Annotated in this window: 10 protein-coding genes and 1 other RNA gene; 4 read left to right on the top strand and 7 right to left on the bottom strand. The window is 59.9% G+C overall.

The annotated features are described in order from the left end of the window. Positions 1-20: 20 nt before the first annotated feature. Positions 21-374, bottom strand: an RNA gene (gene rnpB / locus RB216_RS04580) — RNase P RNA component class A. Between the two features lie 96 nt (positions 375-470). Beyond that, positions 471-1376 (bottom strand): 16S rRNA (cytidine(1402)-2'-O)-methyltransferase, encoded by a 906-nt coding sequence (rsmI, locus tag RB216_RS04575; protein WP_161634132.1) that lies wholly within the window; start codon positions 1374-1376, stop codon positions 471-473. Between the two features lie 176 nt (positions 1377-1552). Between rsmI and RB216_RS04570 the strand changes: the two genes are divergently transcribed. The 4 genes from RB216_RS04570 (at position 1553) to RB216_RS04555 (ending at position 4999) form a co-directional block, all read left to right on the top strand. After that, positions 1553-3364: a penicillin-binding protein activator gene (locus tag RB216_RS04570; RefSeq protein WP_028618888.1), complete on the top strand. Its 1812-nt coding sequence runs from the start codon at positions 1553-1555 to the stop codon at positions 3362-3364. Beyond that, entirely contained in the window at positions 3364-3735 is a 372-nt protein-coding gene (locus RB216_RS04565) for a YraN family protein (RefSeq protein WP_010213054.1), read from the top strand. The genes RB216_RS04570 and RB216_RS04565 overlap by 1 nt, the downstream gene beginning before the upstream one ends. A 92-nt stretch (positions 3736-3827) precedes the next feature. Next, on the top strand, positions 3828-4421 hold the full coding sequence (locus RB216_RS04560) for a phosphoheptose isomerase (RefSeq protein ID WP_007904374.1): 594 nt from the start codon (positions 3828-3830) through the stop codon (positions 4419-4421). Next, positions 4418-4999: a BON domain-containing protein gene (locus tag RB216_RS04555; protein WP_012722284.1), complete on the top strand. Its 582-nt coding sequence runs from the start codon at positions 4418-4420 to the stop codon at positions 4997-4999. The genes RB216_RS04560 and RB216_RS04555 overlap by 4 nt, the downstream gene beginning before the upstream one ends. A 59-nt stretch (positions 5000-5058) precedes the next feature. On the opposite strand, the gene RB216_RS04550 is transcribed toward RB216_RS04555, so the two are convergent. The 5 genes from RB216_RS04550 to RB216_RS04530 all read right to left on the bottom strand — a co-directional run bounded on the left by RB216_RS04550 (position 5059) and on the right by RB216_RS04530 (position 12965). Beyond that, positions 5059-5832 carry a YiaD family glycine zipper/OmpA-like lipoprotein gene (locus RB216_RS04550; RefSeq protein ID WP_012722283.1) on the bottom strand — a complete coding sequence of 258 codons (774 nt, stop codon included), beginning with the start codon at positions 5830-5832 and terminating at the stop codon, positions 5059-5061. 192 nt (positions 5833-6024) lie between these two features. Beyond that, positions 6025-6669 (bottom strand): MBL fold metallo-hydrolase, encoded by a 645-nt coding sequence (locus RB216_RS04545; RefSeq protein ID WP_028618886.1) that lies wholly within the window; start codon positions 6667-6669, stop codon positions 6025-6027. An 85-nt stretch (positions 6670-6754) separates the two neighbouring features. Next, on the bottom strand, positions 6755-9484 hold the full coding sequence (locus tag RB216_RS04540) for a winged helix-turn-helix domain-containing protein (RefSeq protein ID WP_308908366.1): 2730 nt from the start codon (positions 9482-9484) through the stop codon (positions 6755-6757). A 249-nt stretch (positions 9485-9733) separates the two neighbouring features. Further along, entirely contained in the window at positions 9734-11098 is a 1365-nt protein-coding gene (locus RB216_RS04535; RefSeq protein WP_122554848.1) for a DUF1329 domain-containing protein, read from the bottom strand. Between the two features lie 28 nt (positions 11099-11126). After that, entirely contained in the window at positions 11127-12965 is a 1839-nt protein-coding gene (locus RB216_RS04530; protein WP_122686121.1) for a DUF1302 domain-containing protein, read from the bottom strand. Between the last annotated feature and the right edge of the window lie 306 nt (positions 12966-13271).

Genomic DNA, 13271 nt, shown 5'->3' with positions numbered 1-13271 from the left:
ATTCGGACAGAAGGAAAAAGGTGGAGAGTCGATCTGTAAGCCGGGTTCTGTCTTGAACAGTCATTCGTCTACGATGGCCATCACTGGACATCTTTAGCAACCTACCCGGTCCCAGCGCGGGCCACGCCTTGGGACCCTATTTGGTCTTGCTCCAAGTGGGGTTTACCTAGCCACGAACTGTTGCCAGTCGTGCGGTGCGCTCTTACCGCACCTTTTCACCCTTACCGGCACCGAAGTGCTTAGGCGGTTATTTTCTGTGGCACTTTCCGTAGGCTCACGCCTCCCAGGCATTACCTGGCACTTCGCCCTATGGAGCCCGGACTTTCCTCCCCCCCCTAATTTTCATAGAGGGCAGCGACTGTCCAATCGACTCTCCGCCGCGCAGGTTAACGGCACGGCGGACTTAGGACAAGTAATAAAAGTTCAGAATTGCCATCACGTTCAGACGGAATACCGGTTTAACGCTGGAACTAATCGGCTTTCTGCTTATCCAGCGCCGCTTGATACAAGAGGTTCTTGCGCACGCCAGTAATTTCCGCCGCAAGGGCCGCTGCACGCTTGAGTGGCATTTCCTTGAGCAGCAGATCCAGAATGCGCATGGCCTCGCTCCCCACGGCATCTTCATCCTCAGGCGCGGTCCAGCCCGCCACCAGCACCACGCACTCTCCGCGTTGTTGGTTGCTGTCGCCCTCGACGAACGCACGCAGCTCTTCCAACGGCAGGCCCTTGAGGGTTTCAAAGGTCTTGGTTAGCTCACGGGCCAGCAACGCAAGGCGTTCGCCGCCAAACACAAGCTCCATGTCCTGCAGGCATTCAAGGATGCGATGCGGGGCCTCATAGAAGATCAGGGTGCGCGGCTCTTCCTTCAGCGCTTGAAGGCGCGCACGACGCCCTACTGCTTTAGCCGGCAGAAAACCCTCAAAGATGAAACGGTCGGACGGCAGGCCTGCCGCCGACAACGCAGCGATCAGCGCGCACGCACCCGGAACAGGCACTACATTGATACCAGCAGCCCGCGCCTGTCGCACCAGGTGGTAGCCAGGGTCGGAGATCAGCGGCGTGCCCGCGTCAGAGATCAACGCCACATCGTCGCCGGCCAGCAGGCGCACAATAAAGCGACTGCCTTCCTCGCGCTCGTTGTGCTCATGGCAAGCCGCTAATGGCGTGCTGATACCAAAATGCTGCATCAACCGCTGGGAGTGACGGGTGTCTTCAGCCGCGATCAATTTAACCTCGCGCAACACTTTCAATGCCCGGGCACTGATGTCGTCCAGGTTGCCAATGGGCGTCGCCACGACAAAAAGCGAGCCTGCAGTGGAATTCAAAGGACCTGGAGCAGTCAAAACGCACACCTCGATGGTTGGCAAAAGCGACATTGTAGCGCGTAGGCGCCTGGAAAATATGCCATCACGGGCGATGCCTTTTCAGCCGTTTAACGCCCGTTGCAACATTTGCACGACCTAAATCGACGGTTTCACGCCAGTAACATCGCGCCTGGGCCAGTGCTTGGGTACAATTCCACGCTAATTTGATCGGTATCAGGAACACTTACATGATCGCTTGCCTGCGGCTGCTCTCCGCCCTCTGCCTCGCTGCCTTGCTGGCCGCGTGTGCCAGCTCGCCCTCGTCCAGCCTTGGCGACCTTCCACGGACCCCGGACGCCAGTATCGAGCAACTGCTCGAACAGGCCACCACCGCCAAGACGCCAGAAAAGGCCGCGCTGCTGCGCCTGAGTGCGGCAGACATGGCCTACAAACAGAACAACCCTGGCCGCTCGTCGCAGATTCTTGCGCAGGTGCCCCTGGATGCCCTCAAGCCAGCCGCGCAAGTGTTTGCCAGCACCCTGGCCGCCGAACTGGCCATGGCGCGCAACCAGCCCAAGGCCGCGCTGACTGCCCTGAACCACCCGAGCCTGCAAAGTCTGAAGGAGCTGCCGCCTGAACAGCAGATCCGCACTGGCAGCGTGCACGCCCGTGCGTATGAAGCCGATGGCCAGACCTTGGCCGCCGCCCGCGAACGCGTGGCCATGGCCCCACTGCTCACAGGCGATGCCGCCAAAAGCAACCATGAAGCCATCTGGGTACTGATTGCCGCCCTGCCGGCCGAACAGCTGCAAGCCAGCGGCAACTCCACGCTCGACGGCTGGATCACCCTGGCCCAGGCGGTAAAAGGCGCGGGCACGCTGGAGCAACAACAAGCGGCCATCGACACTTGGCGCGCACAGAACCCAGGCCACCCAGCCGCTGTGCAATTGCCGATGCCACTGACCAAGCTCAAGGAGCTGGCGAGCCAGCCCCTGACCAAGATCGCCCTGCTGCTGCCACAGGATGGCCAGTTGGCCTCCGTCGGCAAGGCACTGCGTGAAGGTTTCATGGCTGCGCACTACCAGGCTGAACAAGCCGGGCAGAAGCCGCCGGTGATTGAGTTCTATGACAGCTCGCGCCTCAACTCTCTCGACGACTTCTACGCCAAGGCCCAGGCTGACGGTGTGCAACTGGTGGTCGGCCCACTGGAGAAACCGCTGGTCAAACAGCTGAGCGCTCGCCCGCAACTGCCGATCACCACGCTGGCGTTGAACTACAGCGAGACCGATCAAGGCCCCGCGCAACTGTTCCAATTCGGCCTGGCCGCAGAAGACGAAGCCCGCGAAGTCTCGCGTCGCGCCCGTGCCGACGGCCTGCACCGTGCGGCCGCAATGGTGCCGCGTGGCGAATGGGGAGAGCGTGTCTACAAGGCCTTCCGCCAGGACTGGGAAGCCAATGGCGGCCAGGTCATGGGGGTTGAGTACGTCGATCAACCAGTCGCCCTGGCCCAGCAGATTGCCGACTTGTTCCAATTGCGCAAAAGCGAAGGCCGCGCCAAAAGCCTGCAAAGCACCGTTGGCACCGACGTGGCCGCGCAGCCTTCGCGTCGCCAGGACATCGAGTTCATCTTCCTGGCCGTGACCCCGCAACTGGCCCAACAGATCAAGCCAACCCTGAACTTCCAATATGCCGGTGATGTGCCGGTCTACGCCACGTCTCACGTATTCAGCGCCAGCGGCGACAAGAATCAGTACCTGGACATGACCAACGTGATGTTCTGCGAAACCCCTTGGCTGCTCAACACCACCGACCCACTGCGCAATCAGGTTGCCGCGCAATGGCCGCAAGCCAATGGCAGCCTCGGCCGCCTGTACGCGATGGGCGTCGATGCCTACCGCCTGGCGCCGCGCCTGGGACAACTCAAGGCCCTGCCGGACACCCGTGTTGACGGTCTTTCGGGCAACCTGGGCATCAGCACCAACCAGCGCGTTGATCGCCAGATGCCGTGGGCCAAGTTTGTCGGCGGCGAGATCCAGCGCCTGCCGGACACCCCACGCTGATGCCTGAGCGGTCCAGCGCACAAAGCGGCAAGGATGCCGAACTACAAGCTCTGAAACACTTGCAACAACAGGGTCTGCGCCTGCTGGCGCAGAACTGGTTGTGTAAACGCGGCGAGCTTGATCTGGTCATGCTTGACGGCGATACAGTAGTATTCGTCGAAGTCCGCTACAGAAAACACGCACAATGGGGTGGCGCGCTCGCCAGTATTGATGGGCGCAAGCGTCAAAAGCTGATACTCGCCGCGCAGTTTTTCCTGCAAAAAGAGCATCGCTGGGCCGACGCCCCCTGCCGTTTCGATGTGGTTGCCATAGAAAGCACACCGTCTGGTCAGGCTGATCTGAACTGGCTCAAAGATGCCTTCGACAGCTGATTCGCCGGACATCTTCACCACACACTTTTGCTCTTTGCTTTGCGGGCTGCACATTCCTGTGCCAAACAGCCGCGCTACTTAAGGTCACACAGATGGACATGCAATCCCGAATTCGCCAGCTTTTCCAGGCCAGCATCGACACCAAGCAACAGGCGATGGACGTACTTGCACCGCACATCGAGCAAGCCAGTCAGGTCATGGTCAATGCCTTGCTCAACGAGGGCAAAATGCTTTCGTGCGGCAACGGCGGTTCGGCCGGCGATGCCCAACATTTCTCGTCCGAGCTGCTCAACCGCTTCGAGCGTGAGCGCCCGAGCCTGCCGGCCATCGCCTTGACCACCGATTCGTCGACGATTACTTCGATCGCCAACGACTACAGCTACAACGAAATCTTCTCCAAGCAGATCCGCGCCCTAGGCCAACCCGGCGATGTGCTGCTGGCGATTTCTACCAGCGGCAACTCGGCGAATATTATTCAGGCGATCCAGGCCGCACATGATCGCGAAATGATTGTCGTAGCATTGACCGGACGCGATGGCGGTGGAATGGCCTCGCTGCTGTTGCCTGAAGACGTGGAGATCCGTGTCCCGGCCAATGTCACCGCACGTATCCAGGAAGTCCACCTGCTGGCGATCCACTGCCTGTGCGATCTGATCGACAGCCAACTGTTTGGGAGTGAAGAATGACCGTTAACCGCCTCAGCCTTTTGGCCATCACCCTGTGCCTCGCTATCAGCGGCTGCAGCACGGCCATCACTGCAACACGCGACACCCCTATTCAGGATGACAAGGGCACCCGCACCTTCGGCAGCAAGATCGATGACTCGCTGATCGAGACCAAGGTTGAAGTCAACGTCGCCAAGGCCGCGCCCGATCTGGGCAACGGTGCTTCGCGTATCGTAGTGACCAGCTTCAATGGCGTTGTGCTGCTCGCTGGCCAGACGCCACGCGCCGACCTCAAGGCCCAGGCCGAACAAGCCGCCGCTGCCGTACAACGCGTGAAAAAGGTCCACAACGAATTGCAGGTGATGGACCCGATCACCCTGCTGGCCATCAGCAACGACGCACTGCTGACTACCAAGATCAAGGCACAGATGCTCACCGATAATGCGATCCCCGGTTCGCGCATCAAGGTCGTGACCGACAACGGCATCGTCTACCTGATGGGCCTGCTCACCCAGGCTGAAGCCACTCGTGCAGCCAACTTGGTGCAGGGTGTGTCCGGTGTGCAGAAAATCGTGAAGGTGTTCGAATACATCGATTGATGTAATGACACAGCCACAAAAAAGGGCGCCTTACGGCGCCCTTTTTTATTAACGAATATTTACTGGTACTGCGAGTACGGATTGCCCTGGAACTGGTTGTTCTGTTGTGGCGCCTGTTGCTGGGCTCCTGGCTGGCCGTACTGTTGGCCTGGGATCGGGCCGAGGTTGACTTCAACACGACGGTTCTGGGCACGGCCGTTGACGTCGGCGTTGCTGGCAATCGGGTTATCCGGGCCGGCACCGCGGGCGCTCAGGTTGGCGCCGTTGACGCCCTGGGAAGTCAGGTAGTTAGCCACGCTCTGGGCGCGACGCTGAGACAGGTCCATGTTCAACTGACGGCTACCGGTGCTGTCGGTGTAGCCAACGATCTGGATAGTATTCTGGTTGAACTGCTTGAGCGAGTTGGCCAGGTTGTTCAGCGGCTGGTAGAAGCTGCTGGAGATCGCGTCCGAGTTGGTCGCGAAGGTGATGTTGCCCGGCATGATCAGCTTGATCTGGTCGCCCTGGCGCTGAACCTCAACACCGGTGTTGGCCATGCTTTCGCGCAGTTTCTTTTCCTGTTGGTCGGCGTAGTAGCCGTACCCTGCGGCACCGGCACCCGCAACGACGGCACCGATCAGCGCGCCCTTGCCACGGTTGTTGTGATCGATGGCCGCACCGGCCAATGCACCGGCCAGGGCACCCAGGCCGCCGTACTTGGCGGTCTTGCTCATCCCGCCGGATTCATTACTCGCCTGTCCCTGGCTGCTGCCGTCATAAGGATTAGGTGATGCGCAGCCGGACAACAGGGCTACAACGGTAGCGACAACAAGCAGACGACGCGAAGTGAACATGAAGGGAGCTCCTACGTTTGCATTCTATGGTGCAAAGGACATTGGCAATGGACCTGTGCCGAGTTTGGAACGCGACAAACGGTAAAAATTCCGTGGCTACAGAAACCGTAGCAGACGCATCCTGAACACGACCTGAGTTTTTGCTACAAGGTTTACCTGAAATAGAACGCGTTCTGCCCGGCAATTATTCCTTCACGCCCGCACGAAAGGATTCTCGCGCATTTCATCGCCCAGCCGGGTATCCGGCCCGTGACCGGTCACCACCGTCGCGCCCTCGTCCAGGGTGTACAGGCGCTGCTTGATCGAGCGCACGATGGTCGCCTGGTCGCCGCCCCACAAATCGGTGCGCCCGATACCGCGACGGAACAGTGTGTCGCCGGCAATCAGCAGCTTGGCATCAGCAAACCAGAAGCTCATCGACCCCGGAGTGTGACCGGGTGTGTGCAACGCCACGCCACAGCCGCAGGCCAACTCTTCATCATGTTCCAGCCAACGGTCCGGCGAAGGCACAGGGATATAGGGCACGCGAAACATCTGGCATTGCATTTCCAGATTGTCCCAAAGGAATTGATCTTCTTTGTGCAGGTGCAAGGTGGCACCGGTCTTCTCCTTCAACTGGCCGGACGCCAGGAAGTGATCCAGATGGGCATGGGTGTGGATGATGCTCACCACTTTCAATCCCAGGGCATCGAGCCGCGCCAGGATCAGCTCATGGTTGCCGCCTGGGTCGACCACGATGGCCTTTTTGCTGATGGGGTCGCCGATGATGGTGCAGTTGCACTGCAAGGGGCCGACGGGGAAGGTTTCACGGATAAGGGTCGGCTTGGCGGTTTCCATTCGGGGTCCTGTCGTGCAAATGAAATGTCGATTCCGGGCGAATATCACCAGAATAATTGCGCCATTAAAACAGACTGGGGCGTCCCTAGCCGATCAACCTCAGTTCCTGCGCCCGCGCCACCGCCTGGGTACGACGCTCCACACCCAGCTTGCTGTTGATATGGCTCGCGTGAGTCTTGACCGTGTGCAGTGAGATAAACAACCGGTTGCTGATCTCCTGATTGGAGCAACCCTGAGCGATCAATTGCAGCACCGCCAGCTCTCGGGCGCTCAATGCCTCATGAGTCGAAGCTGCCTCCACCGCTGCAACCGCCGGTAACAGCGCCAGCAGGCTCTGGCTCAGCAGCCCATGGGGATCTTTGGCAAGCTGCTCGCGCATCCAGTCCGGGTGGGTTTCCAGCAATCGTTCGAAGGGTTGCAACGCGCCACCTGCCCCGGCCTCAAGGGCTTGGGCAAATACTGGACGCGCCTTTGCCTCCTGCCCCTCCCCCAGCAACAGTTGCACCCGCTGGGTCAGGGCCATCAGCGCGATCATCTGACGCCCACTGTTATGAGCCTGTATTGCCAACTCTTCGAGACGTTGCAACGCCGCCGCCGGTTGGTGGCGAGTCGCGTCCAACGCAGCCTGTTGAAGCCCGATGTGCTGCGGCAGGTGTGGGTGGAACTCCGGCGCGGCGGCGGCGTGTTCGCCATTGTAGGTTTGCCCCAGACGCGTCAACCAGGCGTCAGCCAAGTCGGTTCGGCCCTGGGCCAGCCACAGCTCGCACTTGATCAGGGTGATCATTGCCAGGTAGTAGATCGGCGGCACATCCCAGATATGCATCAGCCGCTCAGCCTCGGAGAGTTCGGCGAAGGCTGCACCAAAGTCACCGCGGCGCCCTTCGAAATTGGCGATCACGCAATGGCCGATCAACACACTGATGTCGCGGCAAGCCCTCGCTTCAGCAAGACCGGCGCGCAAACGGGCGAGCCCGGCTTCGGGCTGGAGCCGCACCAGCAACAAAAAACCCTCGTAGAGCGATAAACGCGCACGCACCGCATACAAGCGCTGCGGCGCCAAGCCGTGCAGGCGTTGCAGGCCTTGGCGCACTTCGTCCAGGGAACGCAGGATTTCACCGCGCGCCTGCAATACTCGCGCACGGTCGTAATGGGCCAGGGCTTCGAACAAGGGATTGCCGACGCGCTGCGCCAGCTCCAGGGATTCGCGGTTCAGGCCTCGCGCACGCCAGAGGTCGGCATCGACAATGGCCAGGTTGGACAGGGTCGACAAGCACATCAACCGCTGGCCGTAACGCCGTTGCGGCAAGCTTTCCAACGCTTCGCTGCAATAGCGCTGGGTCAGCTCGCGATCGCCCCGACCACGGGCGATAATCCCGCTCAGAGCCAGCCACTGGGCCAACATCGATTTCTGCGCGGTGGCCGACGGTGCCGGCAGGAAGCGGCTGAGGTAGCTGGACAGCTCTTCTGCCGCATCCAACTGGCAGGCCAGGCCCAAAGCCCAGCTGTAGAGCACGATCAAGCGCGGCGTGCTGATCAGCAGGCTGTCAGGCAAGTCCATTTTCCAGCGCAGCAACATGCCTACGTTCTGCTCGGCCAGCAGCTGTTCTTCGGAAAGGTTTTGTACCAGATTCGCAGCCACATCCAGATGACCGGCGCGCAACGCCTGCTCCACCGCTTCATCGATCAAGCCTTGGGCATTGAACCAGCGGCACGCGCGCAGGTGCAGGCTGGCAGCCGGCAGTACATTGCTGCTGGCACGACGCGTGCGCAGCAAGTCCGAAAAAAGATGGTGATAACGGTACCAATGCCCCTGCTCGTCCAGCGGCACCAAGAACACTTGGTGCGCCTGCAGGTAACGCAAGATTTCGGCACTGTCGTGGGCTTCACGCACCGCGTCGCAGAGTGCGCTGCAAAATCGGTCCTGAGGAGCGGTGTCGTACAAAAACGCCTGCACTTCGGTCGGCAGGCAGTCGATGACTTCTTCCAGCAGGTAATCGCGAATCAGCCCTTCGCCGCCGTGCAGGCTTTGCGGCAAGGCGCCGTCGCTGCCGGCCTCGGAGGCGGCCAACAGCCAGAAGCGCAGGCCGGCAACCCAGCCTTCGCTGCGACGGATCAGGTTATCCAGCGCTTCGCCACGCAATGAGTTGCTGTGGCGATCCAGCACTGCCAGTGATTCGTCGTGCGTCAGGCGCAAGTCCTGTTCGTGCAGCTCCAGCAGATGACGCGACAATCGCAGTCGCGCCAGATGCCAGTCCGGGCGCTGGCGGCTGGTGACCAATACCACCAGGCCATCAGGCAAATGATTGAGGAAAAACTGCAGGCAACGGTCGAGCACCGGCCCCTGGGCCAGATGGTAATCATCCAGCACCAGCAACAGCGGCGCACGGGCGGACAGGTGCACAGCCAGCTCGTCGAGCAGGCCATCGAGCCATTCTTCAAAGGCAAAGGGCTGGTGACGCTGGCGCATTTTCAGCAGGCCCAGGGATTGGGCGCCAAGTTGCGGGAAAAATTGCTGCAAGCCGTCGAGCAGGCGTTCGAGGAAACGCCCGGGGTCGTTATCCCGTGGGCTGAGGCCCAGCCATAGGCTTTGCCAATGGGCCGGCAGGCTCTGGCAGAACTCCACCGCCAACGAACTCTTGCCAAACCCAGCCGGCGCGCTGACCAGCAGCAACCGCCCTTCCAGCCCGGCGCTCAGGCGTTCGCACAGGCGCGGGCGCAGCACATAGCCGTCAGGCAGCGGTGGCCTGTAGAAGCGACCTTCCAGGGTCGGGATTACCGCACTGGCAGGCCCTTGGATTCGGGACAGATCAGTCATCGCCGGGCTCTTGTAGAAGGCTGTTGTCGGCATTGCAGATGTCCGCAGACTAGCGGTAAAAGCGGCGGGTTTGTAGATCTTTGCAACATTTGCCTGAAAAGAACTGCGACAAAAAATCTCGCCACAAAAAAGTAGGAGCCGACTTGCTGGCGATGCAGGCACCTCGGTGTGTCTGTTACACCAAGGGGATGCTATCGCTGGCAAGCCAGCTCCTACAGGGGGGCGGCTCCCAGATTGGGGGGCTTGGGGTTAGCGAACACCATCCTGGCGCAACGCCGCCGGGGTGAAGTCGCTGGTGGTGGCGGTGAAGCCAAAGTCATACGCCTGCTTCTCTTCGTTCTTCATGCCCAGCGCCAGATAGCGGCCGGACTGCAGGTCGTAGAGGGTTTCCAGGGCGTACCACGGCACTTGCTTGTCGTAGTAGTTCTCGGCATGGGCTTCCGCCACGCGCCACAGTTGGCCACGACCGTCGTAGTGATCGATGACCGCTGCTTGCCAGGTGTCTTCGTCAATGAAGAAGTCACGCTTGGCATAGATGTGGCGCTGGCCTTCCTTCAAGGTGGCGACCACATGCCAGACGCGGCGCAGCTCGTAGCGGGTCAGGTCCTGGTTGATGTGGCCAGCCTTGATGATGTCGGCGTATTTGAGCTTCGGATCATCGATCTTGTAGCTGTTGGAGGCGATGTAGATTTCTTTCTTGCCCTCCAGCTTCCAGTCGTAGCGATCCGGAGCACCGTTGTACATATCGAGGTTGTCGGAGGTACGCAGGCCATCGGCTGCGGTGCCAGGTCCGTCATAGGACACTTGTGGCGCGCGGCGCACACGGCGCTGGCCGGCGTTGTAGACCCACGCCGAACGCGGTTCCTTCACCTGGTCCAGGGTTTCGTGCACCAGCAGTACACCACCGGCCAGACGTGCCGGCGCAGTCACTTGCTGCTTGAAGTAGAACAGCACGTTGCCCGGATTTTTCGGGTCGAAGTCTTTCATCTTGTCGCGAAATACGAACTGGTCGCGGAAGTACACCAGGCTGTACGAGCCATTGGTTTGCGGTGTGGCCTGGGTTACCAGGCGGGTCACGCTGCCACCGCGATAACGGGTGATGTGGTTCCAGATCACTTCCACGCCGCTTTTTGGAATCGGGAACGGTACGGCAGTTTCGAAGTTTTCCAGGCCGTTGCCACCAGACACCAGGTTGGTGGTGGTGGCGTTCTTCTTGATGGCCGCAAACACATCCGCTGGCACCGTGGCGCCGCGATGGGTCGGGTAGACCGGCATCTTGAAGGTTTCCGGGTAGCGCTTGAACATCGCGTACTGCCCCGGCGCCAGCTTGTCCTTGTACTGCTCGACGTTCGCCGCGGTGATGGTGAATTGCGGTTGTTCACTGGCGTATGGGTTGGCCAGGAATCCACGGGCGTCAACAGCGCCAGCGTTGGTGGGCAGCGGCGACCATTTTGGAATAGTACCCGCCGCGTTGCCGGCCATTTCGGCGCCCATCGGCGTCAGGGTCGTGCCCAGCTTGGCGGCTTCATCCGCCGACACTGCCGCCATGACATTGCTCGCCAGGATCGACAGCCCAAGCACACCCACGTGCAACAGACTTTTGGTTATTTTCATGTTCTGGTCTTCCTGAAATGCAGTGTGCTTAGAAGTTGGCGCCGAAGCTCAAAGCGACGAAGTCGCGGTCATCCACCGTACTGAACTTGCCACCAAAGAAGTTGGTGTAGGCCAGGCTGGCGGTGTAGGTATTCTGGTACTCGGCATCCAGGCCCAGGCTGACCGCCTTGCGACCTTCTTCGAAGTTACCGCCAGGGCCTGGCGAGTAACCTTTGACGTCGTGGGACCACGCCACGTTTGGCTTGAGGTTGACGCCTGCGAACACGTCCGGGTATTCCCAGATGGCGCGAGCGCGGTAGCCCCAGGAGGTGGCGGTGGTGTAACCGTCGTTGTTGCAGTTGGTATTCAGGCTGGCGGCATTAGGCAAACCACCGCCTTGTGCTGTGGAGTTGTTGAGCGCGTTGCAGAACCCCCCAGGTAACGAACCCGGACCAAAGACTGGGTCACGGCCATAACGTGCCTCGGATTTACTTTCCAGCCCACCGACGTGGGTAACGCCGATTTCACCAACAGTGGTCAAGCGGCTGGCGCCCATGACTTGATCGAAGAAGTGCGTGAAGGTGGTTTGGAACTGGGTGACTTCCTTGCGGTTGTAGCCATGCAGGTCCTGGCCGGGTTTGCCTTTGAGCACCGACGCGTTGCCGTAACCAGGAATCGGCGTGACACCCGCGAAAAGAATGTCGGTCGTGCTCAGTTGCACAGGCGCATTCGGCCGATAGCTCAACTCGCCACTCCAGGCAGTGCCAGTAGGCAGCGTGGTGGAGAAGCTCAATCCGTAGAGGCGGATATCTTCCGGATACTCGACGAAGTAGTTGGAGTTGCCTGCGACAATCAGCGGGTTATTCGTTGCATAAACAGAGGGTCGCGCGCCTTGTGCACTAAAGATCGGCGCCCGGCTGTGGTAGTTCATGAAATAAGCACCGAACTCTGTGTCCAGCGGCTCATAGTTGTAATGAAATGCAGCGCCGAACTGGCCGCTGTCACGAGCGTCACGGTCCGGACCACGACGAACCAGGACGCCCTCATTGTTAACGTCCACACCAAACGCTCTCAGACCCGCCTGTTGGGCTGGAGTCAAGGTGCGACGGCTGTTCAGCACGCGCAGATTATCAGTGCAACCGTCAGAAATCACATCGGGCTGGGAGAAGAACGTGCCGCAGTTATCGGTAACCGTCTGGTCCCACTCAAGCTGATAGAACGCTTCGGCCGAGAGATTATCGGTCAAGGTCTGCGACACATAGAACATGTTGACCGGGATCAAGCCTTCCTTGATCTCGGCGCCGGGACGACGGAACGCAGACACGTCGATCGGGTTGATGGAGTTGATACCGCCGCCGATGAAGGTACTTTCACCCCAGCTTACTACCTGCTTGCCGAACCGCACCGATCCTGGCAAATCGGCAATGTTGTAGTTGTGGTAGATGAACGCATCGAGAATCTGCCCGCCAGAGGACTTGGCGCCTTCTTTACGGTTGTTGTCACTGATGTCCTTGAAGGGACGGCTTTCGTCTTTGAGCTCAAAGTCATACCAGTACTTGCCCCGCACAAACACACCGGTATCGCCGTACTTCAGTTCCAGGTCATGAATGCCCTTGAAAATCTTCGAGAAGGTCTCCCCACGCTTGAAGTTCAAGTGACCGTCATCGGAGGTCTGGGACAGGCCCTTGCCACCGTTGTTGACACCGATCAGATCGCTGTTGGGCTTGGCCGTCGACCAGCTCGCACCCACGGAAAGAGACGAGTCAAAACTCCCTTCGATTTCACCGATATTGAAACTGACGCCGAATGCGGGCCCGGCGAGCGTAGAGGCGAGACTGACGGCCAGGGGCAGTCTTGCCCGGCGCCAGAACTGGTTTACTGAGGTCATCGACGCTACTCCATGTGCATTTTATTGTTATGGCAGTGAGTTCTTTCTGTGATGCGTGTAACGGCCGGAATACAACGATTCCAATGCCGCTCGGCAGCCGAGCCTCCATGGCCCGAAGCGGAACATCCGTGAAAAACTCTGGAAGGGACTATAGCCAGCAGGGGGTAGTGCTTGATCCCTCTAAAGTGTGATTTGCATCACCGACCCGTCTGCCACGACCCTTTCGCCACGTCGGCGAAGGCCGACGCGGCAAGGATGGCTGAAAATCGGCAAATCACAAGTAAAGGCGCCAGATAGAGCATTGCC

This window comes from Pseudomonas canadensis (assembly GCF_030980095.1).
Lineage (GTDB): Bacteria > Pseudomonadota > Gammaproteobacteria > Pseudomonadales > Pseudomonadaceae > Aquipseudomonas > Aquipseudomonas canadensis.
The sequence above is the reverse complement of the archived record's forward strand: the minus strand, read 5'-3'. Positions and strand labels throughout refer to the sequence as shown.